This window comes from Clostridium estertheticum, from assembly GCF_011065935.2.
GTDB lineage: Bacteria > Bacillota > Clostridia > Clostridiales > Clostridiaceae > Clostridium_AD > Clostridium_AD estertheticum_A.
This window is the reverse complement of record NZ_JAAMNH020000001.1, coordinates 3,324,061-3,349,668: the sequence shown is the minus strand read 5'-3', so window position 1 is coordinate 3,349,668 and position 25,608 is coordinate 3,324,061. Positions and strand designations below refer to the sequence as shown.

Sequence of the window (25,608 nt, the reverse complement as noted above, 5' to 3'; positions counted from 1 at the left end):
AATGGTGAATGAAATTAAATTAGCAGAGAGATGTAACACAATTGCAATAGTTGACTTATTGAATACAGTCACTTTAAACCTACATCGAAAAAATATAAACCAATGGATATACCCGTGGGATTTTAAAGAAATAGAGATAGATATAAAAAATAGAAGTACATATATGATAACAATAGATAACCTAATAGTTGGCACCTTCTCTATAAAAGATGTAGGTGTAAACACATGGAACCCTAGCATTAAATCAAATAATTTGTATCTTTACCGAATAGCAATATTGCCAGAATACCAAGGGAAAAATATAGGACTACAAATTATTAATTATGCTTGTAAAATTTCAATAGATTCAAAAAAAACATTATATTTGGATTGTTGGGCTGGAAATGAAAAATTAAAAGACTTTTATTTTAAAGTAGGATTTGATTTTTGTGGAGAGTTTCCAGAAGAAGATTACAGGATTAGTGTTTTTAAATATAAATAATGTTTTATGAGTTATTTCTGACTTTCCTTATAGGTTGTGTAAATCCGAGAAATACGATGTATACAACTTTGTATTTTAATTCATCTAATATATAGGGAGGGATAACATGAAATAGAGATATTGTATTTAGGTGACAATGCTTTAAAGTATATGCTAACAAAGTTTGAGAATAGTAAAGAAAATGGATTGACAGAATATGTTATGGCAATTGCGTGTTCAGAAATAATAAAAGAAAATACTGAAACTGAAAAATGGACAACAGGTAGAGAATGGTACGATAACTATACTAAATCAAATAAATAAAGTTATGTTAATTAGCATCCCTCTTGAAATTAATCCAGTTGTTTTGTAATAAATTTTCAGAATTTATTAGAAGTTAAATGTAAGGATTACTACGTAAAGTGAATGAAAAATATATAATGATTAAAAAAATAAAATAGTCTCTAATATGTAATAATTTTTAGACTAATTGGAAAACATAACTATAAAATAATTGTGTAGTTTTAATGTAGGAGATATTATGTTTAAAAGCAAAGATTTTATATTTATGGATGTTGTAAGTGTGGAGGGTAAAAGAATCGGATTTATCAAAGATCTTTTAATCGACTTTAACAAAGGTAAGGTAATTGGATTTGAAGTATCTCCTTATAAATTTTTTCATAAAAATGTAAGTGTATTAAAGGAAGACATTATATATTTTAATAAACATATGGTAGTGAAAAAAGTTGAGAAAAACAATTATATACCTTTGCATAGCTTCGTTAATATGGATGTAATAGACAAATGTAGAAATGTATTTGGTATGGTGGAGGACATTACTTTTACATATGATACCTTTGAAATTAAAGGAATTACAGTGTCTTCAGGTTTTATTACAAATTTACTTAGAGGGAAGAGAATAATGCTAATAAATGAATTAATACTCGGAGAAGAAAACCTTCTTTACCTTCCAAATTGCTATAATCATTCTTTAAAAAGTATGCCGCATAACTTCTTTGTAGAGGGAAAAGCCAATGAAAAAAATTAGTAAAAAAATGTTAGCTAGAACTATTATAAGTATTATTACTTTTGTAGTGATATTCTTTGTTGCGATAAGAATACCTATTATTAAACAATTAATAAACTTAGTGTTTATTTCTTTCATTTTGTCATATATACTAAAGCCACTATATATGCTTTTAATTAGAAGAGGTGTAAATAAAAAAGCAGCTGCTGCTTTAATAATAGTGGGGTTATTAGGTTTAATATTATTAACCTTTATAGTAGTAATACCATCAATATTTAGAGAAGGTTTAAACATAGATAAGGCAATAAATGAGTTGGGAATTTATTTGACCAATGCAAACATGAAAATAAAAGTATTAAATACTAATAAGGTCATGAGCAGTATTATGAATAATATATACCACAAATCAAATGCTCAAATACTTATAATATTCGATAATTTGTTTGATTCTATCATGGGCCTTGGTGAGAATATAATAACTTACATGGTTTCGCCCTTAATAATTTATTATTTTCTGTGCGACAGTGAAAATATGACAAATAAGGCATTAATAGCTTTTCCGCCAGAGAGCAGGAATGTAATAAAGAAAATCATAGCGGATATTGATAAAGTATTAAGCAGATATATTATGAGCCAACTTATATTGTGTGTGATTATAGCCATTGCTACCTTTTTAATTTTGATGTTTATGAAGGTTGATTTTCCTTTGATACTTTCTTTAATAAATGGGGTTTTTAACATAATACCGTATTTTGGACCTATATTTGGTGTTATACCTGCCATTTTAATAGGGTTACTATCTTCCCCCAAAACAGCTTTATATACAGCGTTGTGGCTACTTGCACTTCAACAAATCGAAGGAAGTATATTGTCGCCAAAAATAATTGGAGATAGTATAAGCATGCATCCCTTGACAGTGATATTATTATTAGTGATAGGGGGAGAGATAGGAGGGATTATAGGTATGATACTAGCTGTGCCACTTGGAGTCGTGATTAAAGTTATATACGAGGACTTAAACTATTATTTGTTTTAAGCATCACAAATATATTTTTTTTATATATTGTATATGTTGATGTATTAAGGTAAAATATGCTATAATATAGTAATATAATTTAATACTCGGTAATGATAAGAATTAGTAAATATATTTGTGCATTTAGAGAGGAAGTGGGTGGTGAAAACTTCTTGCTAGATATATTGAAGCTATCTTTGAACCATGTTTTTTGAGAGATATTGCAGCGTAATTAATTTTTATTAATTATATAGCAGTATAATTAGGGTGGTAACGCGGAAAACTTTCGTCCCTTGTTTTAGGGGAGTGAAGTTTTTTTTTATTATAGAAAATTATAAGCTTTTAAATTCTACAACAAAAATATGATAAATAAACGGAGGAGATATTATGGAAAAATTAGGATTGAATGAAATTAGAGAATCCTTTCTCAAATTTTTTGAAGGTAAAGATCATCTTAGACTGGAGAGTTTTCCTCTAGTACCTAAGAATGATGCTAGTTTATTACTTGTAAATGCAGGTATGCAACCACTTAAACCATATTTTACAGGAATACAAGCACCACCGAGTATTAGAATAACTACTTGTCAAAAATGTATTCGAACAGGTGATATTGAGAATGTTGGAAAGACCTCAAGACATGGTACTTTTTTTGAAATGCTTGGAAATTTTTCTTTTGGGGATTATTTTAAGAGTGAAATTATTCCATGGGCTTGGGAGTATACAACAGAGGTTTTAAAAATACCAAAAGAAAATTTATATGTAACTATATATTTAGAGGATGATGAAGCTTTTGATATATGGAGTAAAAATACAGATATTGATGCTGAACGCATTTTTAGATTAGGAAAAGAAGATAACTTTTGGGAAATAGGTCAAGGACCTTGTGGACCAAGTTCTGAAATACACTTTGATAGGAATGTAAAACGCGGTCAAATAAAAACTGCAGAAGAGTTTGTTAAGGCAGGAAACGACGATAGAGTAATAGAATTTTGGAATTTAGTATTCACCCAATTTGACAAGGATGAACAGGGTAACTATAACAAATTAAAGAATCCCAACATAGATACAGGTATGGGTCTTGAAAGAATAGCTGCCATAATGCAAGGTACTAATAGCATTTTTGAAGTAGATACTATAAAAAATATTTTAGAAGAAGTTTCAAGGGTGTCAAAAGTAAAATATGGAGTAAGCAGTAAAGAGGATATATCGCTCCGAATTATAACAGACCATGTTAGAAGCACAACTTTCATGATAAGTGATGGGGTACTTCCATCTAATGAGGGAAGAGGCTATGTTCTTAGGCGATTACTTAGGCGCGCAGCAAGACATGGTAAATTACTTGGGATTAAAAATGCTTTTTTAAATAAACTTTGTAGTACTGTTATTGAAAATTCCTTTAAAGCATATCCTGAATTAAAAGAAAAGGCAGGTTATATTAAAAAGGTTATAAAACTTGAAGAGGAAAGATTTTCAGAAACTTTAGATTCTGGTATGGATATTTTAAAAGCTTATATAGAAGAGCTCGAAAGCAGTAAAAACAAAGTTTTAAGTGGTGACAAAGCTTTTAAATTATACGATACCTTTGGTTTTCCATACGAGCTTACAGAAGAAATACTAGAAGATGCTGGAATAGGTATTGATTTAGAGGGTTTTAATAGTGAAATGCAAAGTCAAAAGCAAAGAGCAAGATCTGCTAGAGGACATTCAAATTATATGGGTAATGGAGAAAATGAACTAAATCTAATTCCTAAAAATATAGAAACAAAATTTAGCGGATATGATAAAACCCAATTGCAAGCTGTGGCCAAAGTTTTAATTAACGGTGAAGAACTTGTTAAAGAGCTAACAAAGGGTTCAAAAGGCATTATTGTCACAGATGTAACTCCTTTTTATGCCGAAATGGGAGGACAAATTGGGGACAGAGGAATAATCTTCAATGATAATTTCAAGGCTGAAGTTTACGATTGTCAAAAGAATGCGTCTGGTAAAGTCGTACACTTTGTTGTGGTGATAGAAGGAAAATTGCAAACAGATGAATTCGTAACTCTCAAGGTTGACAAGGAAAGACGAACTGAAATTTGTAGGAATCATACTGCAACTCACATGTTACAAGAAGCATTAAAGAGAGTTTTAGGTGATCATGTTCATCAATCAGGCTCTTACGTAGATGAAGATAAGTTAAGATTTGACTTTACCCATTTTTCTGCACTAACAGAAGATGAGGTTATTAAAGTTGAACAACTTGTAAATAACAATATTATGCAATCATATAAGGTAGAAACTAACGTTATGACTATAAAGAAAGCAAAGGAAAGTGGAGCTATAGCCTTATTTGATGAAAAGTATCAAGAAGATGTTAGAGTTGTATCTGTGGGTGCATATAGTAAGGAACTCTGTGGTGGTACCCATGTAAGAAACTCAGGAGAAATTGGACTATTTAAAATTTTATCTGAAGTAGGGGTAGCTGCAGGCGTTAGAAGAATTGAAGCCATAACTGGTAGTAATTCTATAAAATATTTAGAAGAAAAAAACAATTTAATAAAAGAAATTGCTAGTACATTAAAATGTTCAGAAAAAGATATAACAAATAAATTACAAATTCAATTGGCAGAATTAAAAGACAAAGAAAAAGAAATACTATCCTTAAAAGGCAAGTTAGCAACCTCTTCAATTGAAGAAATCTTAGATGATGTTAAAGTAGTAAAGGGTGTTAAAGTTATTTGTGGCGCTGTTAAAGGAATAGATGGTGATGCCTTAAGAGATTTAGCTGACAAACTTCGAGATAAACTTGGTGATGGTGTGGTGGTGCTTGGAAGTCGCGTAGATGATAAAGTAGAATTTGTAGCAATGGCATCTAAGTCTGCTATAGATAGTGGAGTTCACTGTGGGAAAATAATTAAAGAAGTTGCTAAAATTGCTGGTGGTGGTGGTGGTGGTAGACCGGACATGGCCCAAGCAGGTGGAAAGCTTCCAGAAAAATTAGACGAAGCAATAAATAATGTACCTTCTATAATTGAAAACTTTGTAAAATAGTATACTTTTTGCAACAGTTGTTTTATAATATAATTAGTAAATTAATTATCGTTATATGTAATTATGGAACTATTGTAACTAAAAACTGTAATATATTAGAAAATTGAGAGTTAATATATTTAAATTATATATTTAGCAGTGTTTAGTTTATAATTAGGAAAGGGGTGTATACAATGGATACTAATCAAAATACAGTCCAATTTGATTTTGTAAAAGATAAAAAAGATTTAACAAAAACTATTTTGACTGACGTATATAATTCACTTATAAAAAAAGGATATAACCCTGTAAATCAAATGGTAGGTTATTTGATTTCAGGAGATCCCACATATATAACGAATTACAATGGAGCAAGAGCGTTAGTAAGAAAGCTAGAGAGGGATGAAATCTTAGAAGAAGTATTAAAATCTTATCTAGACATTAAAAAATAAAATGCCCCTAGGGGCATTTTATTTTTTAATGGTAATGCCATAGATTAATTAAGCTATTATTAAAGGAGTATGTGAATGAGAGTATTAGGGTTAGATATTGGAGATAGAACAATAGGAGTAGCTGTATGTGATCCATTAGGATTAACAGCACAAGGAATCACAACCATCAAAAGGAAAAGTATAGTTTTAGATATTGTAGAAATTGCTAAAATATGCAAGGAATACAATGTAGAAACTATTGTTTCAGGGCTTCCTAAAAACATGAATGGAACTATAGGACCACAAGGAGAAAAAGTTCAACGCTTTTGTGATGCACTTTGCGAAACCTTGGATTTACCAATAAAAATGTGGGATGAGAGATTAAGTACAGTAGCCGCAAATAGAGTAATGCTAGAGGGTGATTTAACTAGGTCTAAAAGGAAAAAAATTGTAGATAAAATTGCAGCTACATTCATTTTGCAAGGATATTTAGATAGTTTAGGCACACGTCTATAATCTATTTCAATCACATAATATGTAATTGAAATTAAAATAATAATTATATAATTGAAGGGAGAAAATAAAATGGATAACAATGTTGAAACTATATTATTAAATGACGAAGAGGGTAATGAAATAGAATTTGATGTACTAACTAAATTAGACATTGAAGATAGGGAATATCTTATAGTTGCACCAACTGGCGAAGAGGATATTGATGCAATAGCATTAAGAATTGATAAGGATGCAGAGGGTGACGATATTTTAGTAACAATAGAAGATGATGAAGAGTTTGAAATGATTTCTGAAGCTTACGAAACAATTTTTTCTGAGGAAGATTAAACACTTTTGATTGATTTTATGTCAGTTTGCCTGTTTTCTTGAAACTAAATGATTATCAATTGACAATATTATAATAAAGTATTAAAATAGTACTATAGTAAATATATTTTATTGTGCTTTGTCAAATGATATTCGTGGAAGAGGGGTACATATATGTCAAATTTATCTCCAGAAACAATTGAGAGTTTAAAAGAAACCTTAAAACAAGAGGGATATAAGCTTACTCCGCAGAGAAGAGCTATTTTAAACGGAATAATTAAGAGTGAAGGTAGCCATCTCACTGCGGAAGAACTATACGACTTGGTTAAATCTGACTGCCCAGAAATAGGGCTTGCCACTGTTTATAGAACAATTCAACTTTTAGAAGAAATGAATGTAATTCGAAAGCTAGATTTAGATGATGGATGCAGTAGATACGAACTTATCCATGAAGATGAGAACCATCAACACCATCACTTAATATGCAATCGCTGTGGCAAAGTATTAGAGGTACAGGGAGATTTGCTTGATGAATTAGAAACAATTGTTGAAAAAAAATACAATTTTAAAGTTGAAGATCATAGTTTAAAATTCTATGGTGTTTGTGATAAATGCTTAGATAAATAATATAAAGTATTTAGTTTTTTCAGAAAATTCTTTCATTAAAAGATAAGAGAAATACAATGATATTACTAATAAATAATGCAATTGGGGTAGACTTATCTTTTGGTAATAATGTATAATAGACCTAGTTGACTTTTTTGCAAGATAATATTAGAATAAGTATAGTAATGCGGAAATTGGATACTTCATGACGTATCCAATTTTTGTTTGTAGAAAATGTGTAAACTTACGAAAAAAAAATTGGAGGATTAATATGAATTTATTTACAAGAAATGATGTTAGAAATATAGCAATAATTGCGCACGTAGATCACGGCAAGACTACCCTGGTGGATTGTCTACTTAAACAAAGCCATGTTTTTAGAGAAAATGAAAGAGTACAAGAGAGAGTAATGGACTCTAATGATTTAGAAAAAGAAAGAGGAATAACAATTCTTTCTAAGAATACAGCAGTAATGCATAATGGAATTAAAATAAATATAGTTGATACTCCAGGCCACGCTGACTTTGGCGGAGAAGTTGAACGAGTACTTAAGATGGTTGATAGTGTACTTCTTGTAGTTGATGCATATGAAGGTCCAATGCCACAAACTAAATTTGTTTTGAAAAAAGCATTAGAATTAAATCTTAAACCTATCGTTGTTATAAACAAAATAGATAGAAAAGATGCTCGTCCTACAGATGTACTTGATGAAGTCTTTGACCTATTTGTTGAACTTGGAGCAGATGATGAACAATTAGACTTTGCAGTGGTATATGCTTCTGCTAGAGAAGGGTTTGCTAAATTGGAAGTTGATGATGTAAGTGACAACATGGAACCATTATTTGATTCTATAGTAAAGAATGTAAAAGCACCAGAAGGATATTTAGATATGCCACTTCAAATGCTTATTTCAACTATTGATTATAATGAGTATGTTGGAAAAATTGGAATAGGAAAAGTTGAAAGAGGATCAATAAAAAGAAATCAACAAATAGCACTTATAAGAAAAGATGGCACAATAAACAATGTTAAAGTTTCAGCGCTGTTCGTTTACAATGGTCTTAAAAGAGAAGAAACTGAAGAAGCAATGCTTGGTGATATCGTAGCAGTTTCTGGTATTCCAGACATTAACATTGGAGAAACAATAGCTGATATTAATGAACCAGAAGCACTTCCATTCGTTGAAATTGATGAGCCTACACTAACTATGAATTTCATGGTTAATAATTCTCCTTTTGCAGGCCAAGAAGGAACTTATGTTACATCAAGACACATAAGAGATAGACTTATGAAAGAACTTGAAACTAATGTTAGTTTAAGAGTAGAAGAAACTGAAGACGCAGATGGTTTTGAAGTAAGTGGAAGAGGAGAACTTCATCTTTCAGTTCTAATTGAAACTATGAGACGTGAAGGATATGAATTCCAAGTGTCAAAGGCAAATGTTATATATAAAGAGGAAAATGGCCATAAAACAGAGCCAATTGAGCACCTTACAATTGACGTGCCAGAAGAATTTATGGGCGTAGTAATGGAAAAAATGGGACCTAGAAAAGCAGAGATGGTTAATATGACTTCTGCTATAAATGGATACACTAGATTAGAATTTAAAGTACCATCAAGAGGATTAATTGGCTTTAGAAGTGAACTTATGACTGATACTAAAGGTAATGGTATTATGAATCACGTTCTAGATGGTTACGATAAGTATAGAGGAGAAATTCCAGATAGAAGTAGAGGTTCACTAATTGTATTTGAAGGCGGAGAATCAGTAACTTACGGATTATACAATGCTCAAGAAAGAGGAACTCTATTCATACCAGCAGGAATTCCTGTATATGCAGGAATGGTTGCAGGGGAATGTGCAAGAGCTGGAGATATAGAAGTAAATGTATGTAGAAAGAAACAGTTAACAAACACTAGATCTTCAGGAGCAGATGATGCACTAAAACTAACTCCGCTAAGACCTATGACACTAGAGCAGTGCTTAGAATTTGTAGCTAATGATGAGTTAGTTGAAATTACTCCTCTAAACATTAGAATGAGAAAAAGAATATTAGACTCAGGAGAAAGAAAAAGAGCAAGTAGTAAATCAAATAAATAGTTAGAATTACGGGGAGGTTTAATGAAAAAGATAGGGCTATTAATTGGGGTTTTAATAGTTTGTGTATTAGCTGGTATTTTTCAGTATAAGAAAATAATACAACATCCTATTGTAACTAGCGAAGAGATCCATGTTAATGTTAAAGATGGTGACACTCTATATAGTATACTAGATGATTTAAACCAAAATGGGGCTATAAAAAACTCAAGTATTATAAAGTTTTATATCAAGAAAAATGGAGTCAAATCCAATATACACTCAGGAAAGTTCTTTATTCCAAAAGATGCTACAGTTGATGAGCTTATAACCATTTTATCAACTCTAGGAAATGAGGAAGATATTATTAAAGTAACTATACCTGAGGGCTTTGATATAAAGGAAATTGCAAAGGCATTACAAGAAAAAGGCATAATAGATAGTGAAATATTTATGGAGAGTTGTAAAAATTATAAGCTACCAACTTATATACATGAAAATAAAAACCGAGATTTTAACTTGGAAGGTTTTCTTTTTCCAGCTACATATGAGCTTAAAGCTGGTATGAGTGGGCAGGTAATAATAAAACTGATGGTGGATAAATTTTATAGCACTATAAATGAACTAAATAAAGAAAAACCTATAGATATGAAAAAATTAGATGATATAATAATAATGTCATCTATTGTTGAACGAGAAACTAGTGATTCACGTGAACGAAATAAAGTAGCATCTGTTTTTTATAATAGATTAGATAAAAATATGAAACTGCAATCTTGTGCAACTGTTTTATATTCAATAGGTAAACATAAAGAAAAACTGTATAATAGGGATTTAGAAGTTAAATCGCCTTATAATACATACAAGGTAGAAGGCCTTCCTGTGGGACCAATATGTAGCCCTGGAAAAGCCTCTATTAAAGCAGTACTATCTCCTGCTAAAACAAATTATTTATACTTTGTTTTAGATAATAATGGAAAACATTTTTTTTCAAATGACTATAATGAATTTTTAAAAGTTAAAGCTGTAACACAAGGATTTTAATTAACTGTGTTAGGCACATGAAAATAAATAGACTAACAGCTTTGACTTGTTATTTATTTTCATGTGCCTTAATTAATTTTTGGAGGGAATTAAATGAGTGGGATAACACATGATTATATGGAACAATATTTAAGAGAGTTGATTCCAGGTAATACTGGCACTTTAGAAGATTTAGAAAATTTCGCTCTAGAGCATAGAGTTCCTATAGTTCAAAAAGAAACTGCTAAATTTTTAGAGCTAATGGTAACTATGAATAGACCTAAAAAGATATTGGAACTAGGTACGGCCATAGGATATTCTGCTATTTTAATGAATTTAACTCTTGGTGGTTTGTGTGAAATAACCACTATTGAAAGAGATGAAAAAATGATAGAGCTTGCAAAGGCTAATATAAAAAAATACGGATTACAAAATGAAATCACTATTCTACAAGGAGACTGTCTAGAAATTTTAGAAAATCTTGTGGATGAATATGATATGATTTTTATGGATGCAGGTAAAGCACACTATAATCATTTTCTTCCGCATTGCCTTAGGCTTCTGAAAAAGCATGGAGTTCTTATTGCTGATAATGTTCTTTTCAGAGGAATGGTTGCATCAAAAGATCTTGCAACACGTAGAAAAGTCACTATAATAAAACGTATGAAAAGCTATTTAGAATTAGTATCTAATAATGATGAACTTATAACTTCTGTAATACCAATGGGAGATGGCATCTCCGTTACGGTAAGAAAATGTGCAGAAAGTAGCAAGGAGGAATGAAGCCAATGAAACCAGAAATACTAGCACCTGCAGGAAATTTAGAAAAATTAAAAGCAGCTATAAATTTTGGTGCAGATGCAGTTTATTTAGGTGGAAGTAAATTAAATTTAAGAGCTTTTGCAGATAATTTTAGTAATGATCAATTAAAAGAAGGTATAGAGTATGCGCATTTAAGAGGAAAAAAGGTATATGTTACATTAAATGTAATACCTCACAATGAGGATTTAGATGGCCTTGAGGAGTACCTAAAAGAGGTATATGAACTAGGTGCAGATGCTATAATTGTATCTGACCCAGGAATTATTATGACGGCTAGAGAAGTTGTGCCAAATTTAGAAATTCACCTAAGCACTCAATCTAACAATGTAAACTATAAATCAGCTATTTTTTGGCATAAACAAGGGGTAAAAAGAATTGTTCTTGCAAGAGAATTATCCCTAGAAGAAATTAAAGAAATTAGAGAAAAATTACCGGATACTTGTGAACTTGAAGCATTCGTTCATGGATCTATGTGTATGTCCTATTCTGGAAGATGTCTAATGTCTAATTATATGACGGGTAGAGATGCTAATAGGGGACAATGCGCCCAACCATGTAGATATAAATATTTCTTAATGGAAGAAAAAAGAGATGGAGAATATTTTCCTGTAATTGAAGATGATAAAGGTACTTATATAATGAATTCAAAGGACTTATGCATGATAGAACATATACCAGAACTTATGGAATCAGGTATAATGTCCTTTAAAATAGAAGGAAGAATGAAAAGCTCATATTATGTCGCTTCTGTATGTAAATCATATAGAGAGGCTGTGGATGCTTATATAGAGGATTCAGTAAATTATGAGTTTCAGCAAAAATGGATGGATAATCTCCTAAAGCCGAGCCACAGACAATATTATACTGGATTTTATTTTGGAGATCCAAACAAACAGATATATGAATCCTCTTCTTATATTAGAGATTATGATATTGTAGGAATTGTACGGGAATATAATGAAGAGACTAATATTGCAGTAATAGAGCAACGAAATAAAGTATTCCAAGGTGACTCTGTTGAAGTACTAAGACCTATAGGGGATAATGTACTAATTGTGCTTAATGAAATGAGAAATTCTAAAGGAGAGAACATATCATCTGCTCCAATTGCTCAGATGTTATTTACTGTAAATGTTGTGGAAAAACTCCGCGAAAATGATATACTTATAAAATGCAAGGAGGAAAAATAATGCATCGTCCGATTTCAATAGGAATAACTGGAGGAACGGGATCCGGGAAAAGCACCATTGCAAGAGAGATTTATAAACAGTTTGATGATACATGTATTGCAATGCTTGAACAAGATTCTTATTATAAGGATCAAAGTAATCTTTCTTTTGAAGAAAGGATAAAAACAAACTATGATCATCCAGATGCTTTTGATACTTCACTTTTAGTTGAGCATCTTAATCTTCTTTTAGAAGGACAGGCTATTGAAAAGCCTATATATAATTTTGAAATACATAACAGAATGCATGAAACAGTTTCTGTTCAGCCAAAGGAAATTATTATAGTTGAAGGAATTCTTGTACTTTCGGAAAAAGTTCTTAGAGACATGCTTGATATTAAAATATACGTAGATACGGATGCTGACGTCAGGTTTATAAGAAGACTGGTGAGGGATATTAATGAGAGAGGTAGAACAACAGATTCTGTTATAAAGCAATATTTAAATGTTGTTAAACCAATGCATGAACAATTCACTGAACCTACTAAAAGGCATGCGGATATTATTATACCTGAAGGCGGACATAATAAAGTAGCTATAGATATCATTACTTCAAATATAAGGCAGACACTTCAGAAGCAGGTAACACAAGAATAGCTATTATTAAGTATAGAACATCTCATTTAAGGCTAGAATTAGGCTAAGTGAGGTGTTTTTATGTATAGACGAAATAGTATATTCGGAGATTCGAATCAAAGGAGAGAACTTCAAAAAAGAACTTGGATGTTAATGAGTATATTTATCTTATTATTTTGTTTTTTGATTTGGAAAATTACAAATTACATGTATTTTAAAGCTGAATCCCTTAAAACTATGGCTGATGCACAATATACAATAGAGGAAAAATATGGTCTTAAATATAATTTAACAGATTGTAATAATAAACCTCTTTTAGGGTATGTTGTGAACTATTACGCAATTATTGATCCAGTAGATTATTTAAGATTTAACGAATACACTAGCAAATATGATTTGGAATCCTTAACTTTTACTTTAAGAAATTATAATAGCAATTATGATTTAGATAAAATAAAAGGTAGTGGTAATGGTCAGAAAATAAGATATAAAATTGACTCAGACACTTTTGATAAGCTTAAGGGTATCAAAGGTGTAAAGGGTTTTTATACTTTTGCCGCTAATGAAGTAATAAATGACAGGTACTGGAAAATAGAAAATGTATTAATAAATACATCATATAATAAAACTCAAGTAGACCCTGTAACTAAAAAAGAGATTAGTACGCTTGCTGTAAAAAGTGATGAATCTTTAGAAATGCAAATATATAATAAAATTAAAAATAATGAATTTACAAAAATTAGATTTATCAAAGGCGTTGATGGTGAAATATCTGAAGGCAAAATTATTGAACCTGAAAACAATGTTAATGTAAAACTTACCTTAGATAAAGAATTTCAGGATAGTGTTGAAGAGATTCTTCATGAGGAAAAATATAAACAAATTGGTGTTGTGCTAATGGAGAGTAGTACTGGAAAAATAAGAGCAATGGCACAAAAGGATGATAATATGTCTAATGCAAATTTAGGTAATGCCTATTTTGCAGGATCGATTTTTAAAGTTATTGTGGAGGCGGCTGGACTAGATTTAAATTTAATAGACAAGGATACAACAATTAAAGTAAAAGGCAATATATTTAAAAATCATGATAAGCATGAAATTGGATATGAATACACTCTTGGAGAGGCACTGTCTGATTCTTCTAATGATGCATTCGGTCAATTAGGTAGGATAATAGGTCTTCCAAATATATATGATTATGCAAGAAAGCAAGGGTTATTCAGTAAAGTTTTAGATTTTCAGCAGGAGCAAAATGGTAAATTAGAGGTGGATTTATCAAAGCCTAGGCCTGAGGATACCACTAATTCAGCTATTGGTATGACTGCTAGAATAACACCACTACAAGCCATTAGTATTCCTAATACTATAATAAATAATGGAATATATGTAGAGCCAACAATAATTGACGAATACATAAATGACAATAAGGTAACTTTAGAGAAAATTACTTCTAAATCTTCTCGTGTATTAAAAAATGAAACTGCAGAAACAGTTAAACTTCATATGATGGATGTAGTAAACAAAGGTACAGGAAAACAGGCATACATTAAAGGTATGAATATAGGTGGAAAAACAGGAACTACTACGTATACTGAAAATAATATAACCAAATCAGATGGATGGTTTGTTGGCTTCTTTACCTTGAATGAAAAAAAATATTCCATGGTTGTATTTGTGAATAATATTGAAATGAACATAAAAGGCGTAGCGGATGAAGAAGGTGGGAGTACGGCTGCTCCAATATTTAAAGAAATAGTTAATGCACTTAAAGCTATTGACTAAAATTTTTATAAAATAAATTTTTAATGTACAGGCAATATTAATAAAATAAATCATATTATATTAATAAGCACTATTAGGAGGAACCTCCGTGTTTTTCATGAATTGTTTATTAGATATGATTGGAAATGTTACATTTTTAACAGCTTATATTACTGGTAGTAGTTCCTTTCCACAACCGTTAAGTGAAGAAGAAGAAAAATCCTATTTAACAATGTTAAAACAAGGCGATTTACTAGCTAAAAGTATATTAGTTGAACGAAATCTAAGACTAGTAGCACATATAGTGAAAAAATATTCCTATCCAGGAAAGGATGTAGATGACCTAATATCCATTGGAACTGTAGGACTAATTAAAGCCATTGACTCCTTTGATACAAGCAAGGGAACAAGGCTTGCTACCTATGCTGCAAGGTGCATAGAAAACGAGATACTAATGCTTATTCGCAATAATAAAAAAACAAAAGGTGAGGTGTATTTACAGGACCCTATTGGAATTGATAAAGAGGGAAATGAAATATCACTTATGGATGTATTAAGTAGTGATGAAGATTCTATTATTGAAATAGTAGAAAATAAAATACAAATTAAAAAGCTATATAGCAAGATAAACTTAGCTTTGATGGATAGAGAAAAGATAATAATTCAAATGCGTTATGGATTACTTGATGGTAACCCTCGAACCCAAAGAGAAATTGCATTAATTCTAGGGATTTCTAGGTCTTATGTGTCTAGAATTGAAAAGAGAGCTTTAAAAAAGCTGTATAGAGAATTGAATAATACTAATAAACCTAGACTTAATTGTACTAATAAATAGATATAGAGAATAGAAAAAAATAAAAAAAGGAGAATTATATAATTTCGTCGAATATTATAAATCGTCCATATTATAACTTGGAGATGATAAAGTGAAGTATACTGGATTGCTTGGTAATAATATACAATATTCTCAGTCACCGAAAGTTCACAATGATTACTACAGACTAAATGGACTTGATTTTCATTACAAACTATTTGATTTACAATACAATGAAATAGCTTATTTTATTGAAAATTTAGATGATAATAATATAATTGGCTTTAATGTAACAATACCCTATAAAGAGCATATTATAAATTTTCTAGACAAGGTTGTGTGTCCTGCAAAGGATATAGGAGCAGTCAATACGGTTGTTTTAAAAAATAATAAGCTTATTGGTTACAATACAGATTATCTAGGTTTCATTAAAAGTTTAAAAGTAGAGGGGATTAACTCTCTAAATGGTAGGGCACTGATTATTGGAAATGGAGGTGCGGCAAAGAGCGTTTTTTTTGCACTTAAAGATTTGGGAATAGAATATATCGACATTGCTGGAAGAGATAAATGTAAGGTTATTCAAGAATTTTCTAAAATAGATAATTTCATAGAATTTAATTCAATTATAGATTGTAACAACTACAGTATAATTGTGAATTGTACACCCTTAGGTGGAATAAATCATCTAAAGGAATTGACATTAAAACTAGAAAACACTTCAGAAAAAAATATATTATACGATTTAAACTATATACCTGAGAAAACATTATTTTTAGGGCAAGGTGAGGAAAATGGAGCTAAGATTATAAATGGCAAGAATATGCTAAAATTTCAAGCCCATTTCGCCATAGATATTTGGAGAGCTTCATTAAAAGAACAGGAGGACAAATAATGATATCACTTAGTGAATTACTAGAGAAAACCACAGAACAAAATGCATCAGATTTGCACTTAACAGTTGGTTCCGTACCAGTTATTAGAGTTAATGGACATCTAATACAAGTAGGGAAAGATAAATTAACTCCATCAGATACTGAAAAATATTCAAGAGAAATTTTACAAGATTCTTATGAAGAATACTATGAAAATGGAGAAATTGATACTTCCTACTCTATTGGCGGCCTTGGGAGGTTTAGAGTTAATGTATATAAACAAAGGGGAAGCGACACTATAGCTATTAGAGTAGTTGCCCTAAAAATACCTACGCTTAAACAACTTGATTTTCCAGAAGTTGTTCGCGCACTTACCACGAAGCAAAGAGGATTAGTTTTAGTAACTGGGCCTACAGGCAGTGGTAAAAGTACTACACTAGCTGCTATGGTTAATGAAATTAATTCTACTAGAGCATGTAATATTATAACCCTAGAGGATCCTATTGAATATTTGCATAAACATAATAAATCCATCATTAATCAAAGAGAAATTGGGAAAGACAGTAAAAATTATAAAAATGCTTTAAGAGCTATCCTTAGAGAAGATCCAGATGTTATATTAGTAGGTGAAATGAGAGATCTTGAAACAATTTCTATTGCTATTACCGCGGCTGAAACTGGACATTTGGTTTTCTCTACGCTACATACTATAGGTGCGGCAAAAACTGTAGATAGAATAGTGGATGTATTTCCTCCACATCAGCAGCAACAAATTAAAGTCCAATTAGCCGCAGTAATGCAAGGAATAGTTTCTCAACAATTAATACCTAAAGTTAATGAAAGAGGACGAGTTGCGGCCCTTGAGATAATGATATCAACGCCTGCGATACAAAACCTTATAAGGGAAGGCAAAACGCATCAATTACAGTCTTGTGTTCAAACTGGTGGGAAATATGGCATGAAAACTATGGATATGTCCATAGCAGATTTATTTAAAAAAGGAATTATATCAAAGGATGAGGCAATGACATACTCAGTTGACAATGAAATGATGTTAAGAATGCTAGCACTTTAGTGAATAATTAAGCTAAAAGCATAATGAATATTAGCTTTTAGCTTTATTTTTACTTTAAAGCAAGTTTTTAATCTTACATTTGTTGGATAAGGTTAACATAAAGTTAACTAAGTGATATAATATTGCTTTTTTTATATATTGCTATTATACTAAACTAGAAGAAAAGTTAACTTTTTAAACATTGTTGTCATTATTATTATGTAGTTTGAAAATTTTTAATTAAGTTTATATACAGCTACAAATATAGAATAAAATGTAAGCAACTTTAATTGTATTTAAATTTATAATAAATATTATAAAAAAACCAATTAAATAAGAGGAAAATTTCTTTTTTTGTTGAATATATACACTTGAGGTTTCTCTTACGAGGGGGGATAAACTTAATGAATGAACATATAGTAGGAATTGATTTAGGCTCATCGAAAATATGTGGAGCAGTTGGTAAGGTTGGTAGCAGTGGAAAACTTCAGATTATAGGCATTACATCAGTGGTATGTAGTGGTTTAAATAAATCAGTTGTAAAAGATATTGATAGTACAGCTGAAGCTATAAAGCAATGTATCACACAATTAGAGCGTATGACAGATATACAGATAAGCGAGGCATATATATCACTACCTGGAGGAATTTGTGAACTAGTAAGAAATACTGGAATGATTGCAATATCTTCTGAAGACAGAGAAATTAAACAATCTGATGTGGACAGAGTAATTGAAGCAGCTAAACTTATCTCAGTTCCAGCCGATAAAGAAATAGTAGGTGTTGAACCTGAACAATATATTGTAGATGGCTATGACAATATCAAAGACCCGAGAGGCATGAGTGGAGCTAGGCTAGAAGTTGAAGCACAAGTAGTCATGGCACAATCCACCGTAGTTAATAATTTATTAAAAAGCGTGAAACGTGCTGGAATTAAAGTTAGTGGTATAGTACTTCAACCATCGGCTATTTCAGAGGCTGTTCTACGAAGAGAAGAGAAAGATATGGGCATAGCAATTGTAGATGTTGGAGCACAGACCATAGATATCTCAATATACAAGGGTTCAAAATTAAAATATACTTCTATTCTTCAATTAGGTGGAAATAATATAACTAATGATATATCAGTTTGTCTTAAGGTTCCCTTTAGCGAAGGCGAAAGATTAAAGCTTAAATATGGAAGTTTAGTTAAGGGTAAAGAAATTGATGTAGAAAAAATTAGAGTTAAAGATTCTTATGATAATTACACGGATATTGATAATAATTTGTTAGTTGATATAATAGAGGCTAGAGTAGAAGAATTATTAAACTTAATTAAAAGAAACTTACTAAATAGTGAATTTTATAAGGATATTTCTGGTATAGTTATTGTTGGTGGAGGTATCTCATTATTTAGAGGCACCACAGAGCTCAGTAAACAGATATTCAATAAATCAGTAAGAATAGGTTCTCCAGATTATGTGGGCGCAGCTAGCCCCATATACGTTACTGCAGTTGGAATAGTTGTACAAGCTAGTAATAATCTTAAATCTAATAATAGCTTTTCTGAAGAGATAGATGAAGGTAAATGGTCAAAAAAACAAAATAAAAATGGAAAAAACGAATTTGCAGCAAAAATCAAAGGGTTTTTTGCAGACTTTTTCTAATAAGGAGGTAGTGTTGTGCTAGATTTCGATGTTGATGTTCAAGAATTTGCTCAAATTAAAGTAATTGGGTGTGGTGGCGGAGGAAATAACGCTATAAACAGAATGATTATGGAAGGACTTAAAAACGTAGAGTTTATAGCTATAAACACAGATAAGCAAGCTTTAATTCTTTCTCATGCGGTACAAAAAATTCAAATTGGTGATAAATTAACTAAGGGGCTAGGAGCAGGAGCCAATCCAGAGATTGGAATGAAAGCGGCAGAAGAAAGCAGAGATGAAATATCCCAAGCTATAAAAGGAGCAGATATGGTATTTATTACTGCTGGTATGGGTGGTGGTACAGGTACTGGTGCTGCACCTGTGGTTGCAGAAATTGCTAAATCTATGGGTATACTAACTGTAGGAGTTGTAACAAAACCATTTCCTTTTGAGGGAAGAAAAAGAATGATTAATGCTGAAATAGGAATAAAAACTCTTAAAGAAACTGTAGATACGTTGGTAACAATTCCAAATGAAAGATTATTAACTATGGTAGATAAAAAAACTACATTGATGGACTCTTTCAAAATGGCAGATGATGTTTTAAGACAAGGTATACAAGGTATATCTGATTTAATTACTATACCTGGTCTTGTAAATCTAGATTTTGCAGATGTGAGAACAATTATGCTTGCAAAAGGTCTTGCACATATGGGCGTTGGTAGAGCTTCAGGTGATAACAGATCTCAAGAAGCAGCAAAGCAAGCAATTTCAAGCCCATTACTCGAAACTTCTATAGTTGGTGCTACTGGTGTACTTTTAAATATTACTGGTGGAACGGACTTAGGCTTGCTTGAAATAAATGAAGCTGCGGAAATTGTTCAAGGCGCTGCAGATCCAGATGCTAATATTATATTTGGTGCAGTTATAGATGAGAATCTAAAAGATGAAATAAGAATAACAGTTATTGCAACTGGTTTTGAAAATGAAAAAATGTTAAAAGTTAAAACTGTGCCAAAGTCTAAAGAAAAAGAGTTTGTTAAACCTATTGAAGAAGCTGCTTATACTAAAGATTATGAGACTTCTGATTTAGAAATTCCAGCTTTTTTAAGGAGACAGAGTAAATAAGATACATTCAATTAAATAGGTAAGGTTAGAATAGAATAAAATAGACTAGGATACTGACTTGTAATTTATCCGAATCTAACTAACAAATAATAAAGTGCCGAAAGGCACTTTATTTGCGTTTAAAACAAAATATGGGAATTAGTGACGATTTATAAAAGAATAAAAATTAATATTGTGGTAAAAAATGACAAAATTTTGATTGTATAAGTTATATAATGTTTTTAAAGGAGGAAGGACGAGTGATAGTATATGTAGATGTTCTTATATTAGTAAATTTTATAGTTAATCTATTCATATTGCATGTTACTGTTCAAACATTAAGAAAAAGAGTAAAGCTTATGTGGATTTGCTTATCAAGTTTTGTGGGTAGCTTATACGTTTTAACAGTAGTGTACCCAGGGCTTAAATACTTATCATATATCCCTTTTAAAATATTAATAGTCATTGTAATGATTTTAATTGTTTTTAGAGAAAAGAATATTATATTCATTATTAAAGCTTGTCTAATCTTTATACTATATTCAATTCTTTTAGCTGGGATGTGTTTATTTATTCAAATAAGCAATAGTAAAAATATGTCATTTGATGTAATTATAATAAATTTTCCTTATGAAAAACTACTTCTTTCAGTAATGGTAATTTATATATTGATATATAGGATTATAATTTTTATAGGAGATAGAAAAAAGATATTAACCCTTATATACACTATTGATATAATAAATAAAAGTTATAAAAAAACGATTACGGCATTTTTAGATACCGGAAATGAGCTTCGTGAGCCTGCTACTAATTTGCCAGTATTAATTGTTGAACGGGATATTTTAAGTGAGGTAATGCTTGAAAAAAACAATACTTATTACATTCCCTATACTGTGCTAAATGGAACCAATGGGCGACTTGTAGGGTTTAAACCAGAATATATTAATATTCATATTGATAAAAAAAACGTTGAAACAAGAGATGTAATTATAGCCTTTTGTGAGTATAAATTAAGTAAAGATAATGACTATAACGGACTCATGTCTAGAGGAATCCTAAGTTAATAGGTTTAAAAAACAATAAATATTATGTATAAAAAATAGAGACAAGGAGGATATTATGTTTAATTTTAAAGTAGTGTTAAACAAGTTGATTGTTAAATTCAAAGTATTTTCAAAAAATTTGTTTTATATAGGGGGGAATGACGCACTACCGCCTCCTTTAACTAAGGATGAAGAGGATGAATTAGTAGTCAGATTAGATACAGGAGATAAAAAGGTGAGAGCCACCTTAATTGAAAGAAATTTAAGACTAGTAGTATATATAGCTAGGAAGTTTGAAAATACAGGTGTAAATGTTGAGGACTTAATTTCCGTAGGAACCATAGGGCTTATCAAAGCAGTTAATACTTTTGATCCTGAAAAAAAAATCAAGCTAGCTACATATGCATCAAGATGTATTGAAAATGAAATTTTAATGTATCTTAGGCGGAATAGTAAAATTAAAACGGAAATATCTTTTTATGAGCCCCTAAATGTTGATTGGGACGGTAATGAATTATTACTTTCTGACATACTTGGTACAGATAATGATGTAGTTTACAATATTATTGAAGATGATGTAGATAAACAATTGCTTTGGCTTGCTATGCAACGTTTAAATTCAAGGGAAAAAGAAATTGTACAACTAAGATTTGGATTAAATGGAGCTACAGAAAAAACACAAAAGGAAGTGGCTGATATCCTTGGAATATCACAATCATATATATCAAGACTTGAAAAAAGAATTATAAAAAGATTAAAAAAAGAAATAAATAAAATGGTGTAGGGTTGTCTTTAGGTATAAAAATTAAATCATAAGGACATAATTTAAGACAATTACTCTGAAGGGAATGATGTCCTTATGATGAACAATAAAGTAGAAATATGTGGAGTAAATTCTTCGAAATTACAAGTATTAAAAGAAAAAGAAATGAAAGAGCTGCTATTTAGGGTGCAACATGGTGATGTTGAGTGTAGAGAAACATTTATTAAAGGAAATAATAGACTTATTTTAAGTATAATAGAACACTTCAATAATAGTGGAGTAAACTCGAATGATTTATTTCAAATAGCCAGTAATAGTTTAATGAATTCTATAGATAATTTTGATTTAAGTTTGAATGTTAAGTTTTCAACATATGCAGTTCCTATAATTATTGAGGAAATAAGAAGGTACCTAAGTGATAATAGTCCTGTTAGGTTTAGTATGGCACTCCAGGATATTGCGTATAGCGCATTGCAAGCTAGAGATAGATTGGTGAAAGAGGATAATAAAGAACCCACCATATCCCAAATAGCAACGGAATTAGAACTACCAAAGGAAGACGTTGTATTTGCACTCGATACATTACAAGATCCTGTATTTTTATTTGAACCACTTTATCATAATGGTGAAGATGCTATTTATGTAATGGATAAAATAGGTGACAGTAAAAGCTTAGATGATAATTGGCTTGAAGATATAAGAATTAAAGAGGCAATGAAAAACTTAAATGGTAGAGAAAAATTAATCTTAAACTTAAGATTTGCCCATGGAAGAACTCAAATGGAAGTAGCTAATGAAATAGGTATACCTAAGCTGCAGGTTTCTAGACTAGAAAAAACTGCATTAAAACACATGAGAAAGTATGTATAAGGTCCCCTTGTGGGACCTTTTTGCAATCCATTCTAAATTATGCTTGAAATTTTTTATTGCTAGATGCGTTATTGTAAAAAATTAAAATTGTTCCAATTATAAATAATATTTTTAGTAACTGATGAATATAAATAATATATAGTGTTATGTATTTTAAAAATAGTATAGTATAAGTACTATCTATCTTTAAAAGGCGGTTTTACAAAAACTTATGGGGGGTAATAAAGTGGATAGCTTAATGTTTGCAATAAATAACTTAAGACAGATGGAAATTATAGATATAAATTCAGGCTCAAAACTGGGATACATCAAAGATTTAAAAGTTGATTGTGAAGAATATAGAATTATTTCAATCTTGCTTCCGACTCAAAAATCGTCTTGGTTCAATAAAAATAATAGTATTGAGATACCTTGGGAAAAAGTGAAAAAAATTGGTGTGGATGTTATTCTTGTAGATGGTAGTGACTTAAATATAGAAAATGAATAGTGTGGCACATAAAAACAAATAACAAGTCATTATACTTGTTATTTATTTTTATGTGCTTAAAGTATTTTAATTTATAAGAAAAAGTGTATAATGTTAGTATATTTGCTAACTATAAAGGAAAAGGGCGTGAAAACATTGAAGTGTCCATATTGCAGCTGTGAAGAAAGTAAGGTAGTAGATTCTAGATCAACTGAGGATAATATTGCAACTAGAAGAAGAAGAGAATGTCTTAGTTGTTTTAAGCGATATACTACTTATGAAAAAGTAGAGGATATACCTATTTTAGTTATAAAAAAGGATTTTAATAGAGAGTATTTTGATAGATCAAAAATAATAAATGGCCTTATGAAGGCTTGTCAAAAGAGACCAGTATCAAGAATGCAAATTGAAGTCATTTGTGATGAGGTAGAGAAACAGTTGAATAATGAAATGCTTACAGAAGTGAAATCTGACTATATAGGAGAAATCATTATGAGTATACTAAAAAATATAGATGAGGTTTCTTATGTGAGATTTGCTTCAGTTTATAGGCAATTCAAAGATATAAATACATTTATGGAAGAAATAAGAAAGTTAATGTCTAAGGAATAATAAGCACCTTAGGCATTTTTTTGTACTTTGACAAATTACAAAATTTTAATATGGCCATCATATAATGAGGTGAGATAATGAAAATTGAAACTATTAATAATTATGAATTTATAAAATTTCAGTATGAGAATGCAGTGATTTTGTTTTCTACAGCAAAAGATAGACTAGACTTTAATAAAAATACCAAGGAAGGCTTACTAAATCTAGAAATAATTAAGGAACATTACAATTTACAAGATATAGGCTTTTTAAATCAAATTCACAGTGACATAATTTTCAATTTTGATGGAACAATTAATGATGGTGATGCAATAATAACAGATAGAATCGAAACAGCTATAGGTGTCTTTACAGCAGATTGTGTTCCAGTAATTTTAGTAGACACTAAAAAAGGTGCAATTGCCGCTATACATAGCGGTTGGAAAGGTACAAAAGCATTAATCGTAAGTAAAACTATCGAAAGACTAGAAGAAAATTATGGCTCAAATGTTGTGGATATTAGGGTTTACATTGGCCCACATATTGGTGGTTGCTGCTATGAAGTTAGCAAGGAGCTTATAGAAGAGTTTACTAGTGAGAATATATATAGTAATATTAAAATTAGCAATAACAATAAATTGGATTTAGAAAAGTGTATTTTGTCACAGCTTGTTGAAAAAGGTATTAAAGAAGAAAATATTACTACTACAAATACTTGTACTGTCTGTAATAAGCAATTTGAATTATATTCCTATAGAAATAGTGAAAATAAGCAAGGGAGAATGTTTTCTTTTGTATATTTAACACTATAGATTAATTAAGAAAAATTTGGAGGGATTAACATGGCTGGAGAAAAAATATTAGTGGTAGACGATGAAGAACATATACAGGAGTTAATTAAATTTAATCTTGAGAAAAGTGGGTATAAGGTTATATGCGCTGGCGATGGTATAGAGGCTATAAAACTTGTTAAAGAACAATTGCCACAATTGATGTTACTAGATTTGATGTTGCCTGGAATGGATGGCTTGGATGTGTGCAAGGAAATTAGGAAAGACTCATCTATGGCAAATATGCCAATAATTATGATAACAGCCAAAGGTGAAGAAATAGACAAAATAATAGGACTTGAGCTAGGTGCAGATGACTATATTACCAAGCCATTTTCAGTAAGGGAGCTAGTTGCAAGAATTAAAGCTATACTTAGAAGAACCAATATGCAGCTAGTTGAAAAGACTTTCAATATCGGCAATTTGGCTATTGACTTTGGTAAACATGAGGTAATTAAAAGTGAAAATAAAGTTGATTTAACCTTAAAAGAATTTGAGTTATTGGAAATTCTAATAAAAAATAAAGGTAGAGTTATGACTAGAGACTTTCTATTAGACAAAATATGGGGTTATGAATACTTAGGAGAAACAAGAACTGTCGACGTTCATATAAGACATTTAAGACAAAAAATTGAAGTAGATGATAAAAATCCAGCTTATATCCAAACTATTAGAGGCATAGGATATAGATTTAATTTTGGTGATTGATT

The 25,608-nt window shown here is 30.5% G+C and carries 27 protein-coding genes; all 27 read left to right on the top strand.

What is annotated here, in order from left to right; translation table 11 throughout:
- The first annotated feature begins 1 nt into the window (after position 1).
- The 27 genes from G9F72_RS15910 to G9F72_RS15780 all read left to right on the top strand — a co-directional run bounded on the left by G9F72_RS15910 (position 2) and on the right by G9F72_RS15780 (position 25,606).
- Positions 2-481: a GNAT family N-acetyltransferase gene (locus G9F72_RS15910; RefSeq protein ID WP_164955629.1), complete on the top strand. Its 480-nt coding sequence runs from the start codon at positions 2-4 to the stop codon at positions 479-481.
- A 150-nt stretch (positions 482-631) separates the two neighbouring features.
- Positions 632-784: a hypothetical protein gene (locus G9F72_RS15905; RefSeq protein ID WP_224676143.1), complete on the top strand. Its 153-nt coding sequence runs from the start codon at positions 632-634 to the stop codon at positions 782-784.
- 217 nt (positions 785-1,001) lie between these two features.
- A complete protein-coding gene (locus G9F72_RS15900; RefSeq protein WP_164955627.1) occupies positions 1,002-1,508 on the top strand; it encodes a PRC-barrel domain-containing protein in 507 nt (168 codons plus the stop codon).
- On the top strand, positions 1,495-2,523 hold the full coding sequence (locus G9F72_RS15895) for an AI-2E family transporter (RefSeq protein ID WP_164955626.1): 1,029 nt from the start codon (positions 1,495-1,497) through the stop codon (positions 2,521-2,523). The genes G9F72_RS15900 and G9F72_RS15895 overlap by 14 nt, the downstream gene beginning before the upstream one ends.
- A gap of 366 nt (positions 2,524-2,889) precedes the next feature.
- Positions 2,890-5,535 carry an alanine--tRNA ligase gene (gene alaS / locus G9F72_RS15890; RefSeq protein ID WP_164955625.1) on the top strand — a complete coding sequence of 882 codons (2,646 nt, stop codon included), beginning with the start codon at positions 2,890-2,892 and terminating at the stop codon, positions 5,533-5,535.
- Between the two features lie 173 nt (positions 5,536-5,708).
- Positions 5,709-5,966: an IreB family regulatory phosphoprotein gene (locus G9F72_RS15885; RefSeq protein WP_125004709.1), complete on the top strand. Its 258-nt coding sequence runs from the start codon at positions 5,709-5,711 to the stop codon at positions 5,964-5,966.
- A 75-nt stretch (positions 5,967-6,041) separates the two neighbouring features.
- Positions 6,042-6,461, top strand: coding sequence for a Holliday junction resolvase RuvX (gene ruvX / locus G9F72_RS15880; protein ID WP_164955624.1), 420 nt, complete (start codon positions 6,042-6,044; stop codon positions 6,459-6,461).
- 69 nt (positions 6,462-6,530) lie between these two features.
- On the top strand, positions 6,531-6,788 hold the full coding sequence (locus G9F72_RS15875) for a DUF1292 domain-containing protein (RefSeq protein ID WP_164955623.1): 258 nt from the start codon (positions 6,531-6,533) through the stop codon (positions 6,786-6,788).
- 153 nt (positions 6,789-6,941) lie between these two features.
- Complete coding sequence (locus G9F72_RS15870; RefSeq protein WP_164955622.1) at positions 6,942-7,394, top strand: Fur family transcriptional regulator; 453 nt, start codon at positions 6,942-6,944, stop codon at positions 7,392-7,394.
- 250 nt (positions 7,395-7,644) lie between these two features.
- Entirely contained in the window at positions 7,645-9,474 is a 1,830-nt protein-coding gene (gene typA / locus G9F72_RS15865) for a translational GTPase TypA (protein WP_164955621.1), read from the top strand.
- A 21-nt stretch (positions 9,475-9,495) separates the two neighbouring features.
- Positions 9,496-10,494 (top strand): endolytic transglycosylase MltG, encoded by a 999-nt coding sequence (gene mltG, locus G9F72_RS15860; protein WP_164955620.1) that lies wholly within the window; start codon positions 9,496-9,498, stop codon positions 10,492-10,494.
- A gap of 93 nt (positions 10,495-10,587) precedes the next feature.
- Entirely contained in the window at positions 10,588-11,256 is a 669-nt protein-coding gene (locus G9F72_RS15855; RefSeq protein WP_164955619.1) for an O-methyltransferase, read from the top strand.
- Between the two features lie 5 nt (positions 11,257-11,261).
- The gene (locus G9F72_RS15850) at positions 11,262-12,485 is read left to right on the top strand and encodes a peptidase U32 family protein (protein ID WP_411955936.1); all 1,224 of its coding nucleotides are present in this window, start codon (positions 11,262-11,264) and stop codon (positions 12,483-12,485) included.
- Positions 12,485-13,120 (top strand): uridine kinase, encoded by a 636-nt coding sequence (gene udk, locus G9F72_RS15845; RefSeq protein WP_164955617.1) that lies wholly within the window; start codon positions 12,485-12,487, stop codon positions 13,118-13,120. Before G9F72_RS15850 ends, udk begins: the two co-directional genes overlap by 1 nt.
- A 60-nt stretch (positions 13,121-13,180) precedes the next feature.
- Positions 13,181-14,881: a penicillin-binding transpeptidase domain-containing protein gene (locus tag G9F72_RS15840; protein WP_164955616.1), complete on the top strand. Its 1,701-nt coding sequence runs from the start codon at positions 13,181-13,183 to the stop codon at positions 14,879-14,881.
- A 97-nt stretch (positions 14,882-14,978) separates the two neighbouring features.
- Entirely contained in the window at positions 14,979-15,695 is a 717-nt protein-coding gene (sigK, locus tag G9F72_RS15835) for an RNA polymerase sporulation sigma factor SigK (protein ID WP_263487165.1), read from the top strand.
- A 91-nt stretch (positions 15,696-15,786) separates the two neighbouring features.
- Positions 15,787-16,566: a shikimate dehydrogenase gene (gene aroE, locus G9F72_RS15830; RefSeq protein WP_164955614.1), complete on the top strand. Its 780-nt coding sequence runs from the start codon at positions 15,787-15,789 to the stop codon at positions 16,564-16,566.
- A complete protein-coding gene (locus G9F72_RS15825; RefSeq protein WP_164955613.1) occupies positions 16,566-17,621 on the top strand; it encodes a type IV pilus twitching motility protein PilT in 1,056 nt (351 codons plus the stop codon). The genes aroE and G9F72_RS15825 overlap by 1 nt, the downstream gene beginning before the upstream one ends.
- Positions 17,622-18,004: 383 nt before the next feature.
- Entirely contained in the window at positions 18,005-19,246 is a 1,242-nt protein-coding gene (gene ftsA, locus G9F72_RS15820; RefSeq protein ID WP_164955612.1) for a cell division protein FtsA, read from the top strand.
- 15 nt (positions 19,247-19,261) lie between these two features.
- On the top strand, positions 19,262-20,353 hold the full coding sequence (gene ftsZ / locus G9F72_RS15815; protein WP_164955611.1) for a cell division protein FtsZ: 1,092 nt from the start codon (positions 19,262-19,264) through the stop codon (positions 20,351-20,353).
- A gap of 239 nt (positions 20,354-20,592) precedes the next feature.
- Positions 20,593-21,399, top strand: a complete 807-nt coding sequence (gene spoIIGA / locus G9F72_RS15810; RefSeq protein ID WP_164955610.1) for a sigma-E processing peptidase SpoIIGA — start codon at positions 20,593-20,595, stop codon at positions 21,397-21,399.
- A gap of 55 nt (positions 21,400-21,454) precedes the next feature.
- A complete protein-coding gene (gene sigE / locus G9F72_RS15805) occupies positions 21,455-22,162 on the top strand; it encodes an RNA polymerase sporulation sigma factor SigE (protein WP_164955609.1) in 708 nt (235 codons plus the stop codon).
- Positions 22,163-22,237: 75 nt separating this feature from the next.
- Entirely contained in the window at positions 22,238-23,011 is a 774-nt protein-coding gene (sigG, locus tag G9F72_RS15800; RefSeq protein ID WP_164955608.1) for an RNA polymerase sporulation sigma factor SigG, read from the top strand.
- 238 nt (positions 23,012-23,249) lie between these two features.
- Positions 23,250-23,498 (top strand): YlmC/YmxH family sporulation protein, encoded by a 249-nt coding sequence (locus G9F72_RS15795; protein ID WP_411955961.1) that lies wholly within the window; start codon positions 23,250-23,252, stop codon positions 23,496-23,498.
- A 135-nt stretch (positions 23,499-23,633) separates the two neighbouring features.
- Positions 23,634-24,089, top strand: a complete 456-nt coding sequence (nrdR, locus tag G9F72_RS15790; RefSeq protein WP_164956055.1) for a transcriptional regulator NrdR — start codon at positions 23,634-23,636, stop codon at positions 24,087-24,089.
- A 77-nt stretch (positions 24,090-24,166) separates the two neighbouring features.
- Positions 24,167-24,880: a peptidoglycan editing factor PgeF gene (gene pgeF, locus G9F72_RS15785; RefSeq protein WP_164955606.1), complete on the top strand. Its 714-nt coding sequence runs from the start codon at positions 24,167-24,169 to the stop codon at positions 24,878-24,880.
- Positions 24,881-24,910: 30 nt separating this feature from the next.
- The gene (locus G9F72_RS15780) at positions 24,911-25,606 is read left to right on the top strand and encodes a response regulator (protein WP_164955605.1); all 696 of its coding nucleotides are present in this window, start codon (positions 24,911-24,913) and stop codon (positions 25,604-25,606) included.
- Positions 25,607-25,608: the final 2 nt, after the last annotated feature.

Bases quoted from the DNA above. Each gene is read 5' to 3' on its own strand.
- G9F72_RS15910 (WP_164955629.1), top strand. From the start codon at position 2: ATGGTGAATGAAATTAAATTAGCAGAGAGATGTAACACAATTGCAATA.
- G9F72_RS15905 (WP_224676143.1), top strand. From the start codon at position 632: ATGCTAACAAAGTTTGAGAATAGTAAAGAAAATGGATTGACAGAATAT.
- G9F72_RS15900 (WP_164955627.1), top strand. From the start codon at position 1,002: ATGTTTAAAAGCAAAGATTTTATATTTATGGATGTTGTAAGTGTGGAG.
- G9F72_RS15895 (WP_164955626.1), top strand. From the start codon at position 1,495: ATGAAAAAAATTAGTAAAAAAATGTTAGCTAGAACTATTATAAGTATT.
- alaS (WP_164955625.1), top strand. From the start codon at position 2,890: ATGGAAAAATTAGGATTGAATGAAATTAGAGAATCCTTTCTCAAATTT.
- G9F72_RS15885 (WP_125004709.1), top strand. From the start codon at position 5,709: ATGGATACTAATCAAAATACAGTCCAATTTGATTTTGTAAAAGATAAA.
- ruvX (WP_164955624.1), top strand. From the start codon at position 6,042: ATGAGAGTATTAGGGTTAGATATTGGAGATAGAACAATAGGAGTAGCT.
- G9F72_RS15875 (WP_164955623.1), top strand. From the start codon at position 6,531: ATGGATAACAATGTTGAAACTATATTATTAAATGACGAAGAGGGTAAT.
- G9F72_RS15870 (WP_164955622.1), top strand. From the start codon at position 6,942: ATGTCAAATTTATCTCCAGAAACAATTGAGAGTTTAAAAGAAACCTTA.
- typA (WP_164955621.1), top strand. From the start codon at position 7,645: ATGAATTTATTTACAAGAAATGATGTTAGAAATATAGCAATAATTGCG.
- mltG (WP_164955620.1), top strand. From the start codon at position 9,496: ATGAAAAAGATAGGGCTATTAATTGGGGTTTTAATAGTTTGTGTATTA.
- G9F72_RS15855 (WP_164955619.1), top strand. From the start codon at position 10,588: ATGAGTGGGATAACACATGATTATATGGAACAATATTTAAGAGAGTTG.
- G9F72_RS15850 (WP_411955936.1), top strand. From the start codon at position 11,262: ATGAAACCAGAAATACTAGCACCTGCAGGAAATTTAGAAAAATTAAAA.
- udk (WP_164955617.1), top strand. From the start codon at position 12,485: ATGCATCGTCCGATTTCAATAGGAATAACTGGAGGAACGGGATCCGGG.
- G9F72_RS15840 (WP_164955616.1), top strand. From the start codon at position 13,181: ATGTATAGACGAAATAGTATATTCGGAGATTCGAATCAAAGGAGAGAA.
- sigK (WP_263487165.1), top strand. From the start codon at position 14,979: ATGAATTGTTTATTAGATATGATTGGAAATGTTACATTTTTAACAGCT.
- G9F72_RS15825 (WP_164955613.1), top strand. From the start codon at position 16,566: ATGATATCACTTAGTGAATTACTAGAGAAAACCACAGAACAAAATGCA.
- ftsA (WP_164955612.1), top strand. From the start codon at position 18,005: ATGAATGAACATATAGTAGGAATTGATTTAGGCTCATCGAAAATATGT.
- sigE (WP_164955609.1), top strand. From the start codon at position 21,455: ATGTTTAATTTTAAAGTAGTGTTAAACAAGTTGATTGTTAAATTCAAA.
- sigG (WP_164955608.1), top strand. From the start codon at position 22,238: ATGATGAACAATAAAGTAGAAATATGTGGAGTAAATTCTTCGAAATTA.
- G9F72_RS15795 (WP_411955961.1), top strand. From the start codon at position 23,250: ATGTTTGCAATAAATAACTTAAGACAGATGGAAATTATAGATATAAAT.
- pgeF (WP_164955606.1), top strand. From the start codon at position 24,167: ATGAAAATTGAAACTATTAATAATTATGAATTTATAAAATTTCAGTAT.
- G9F72_RS15780 (WP_164955605.1), top strand. From the start codon at position 24,911: ATGGCTGGAGAAAAAATATTAGTGGTAGACGATGAAGAACATATACAG.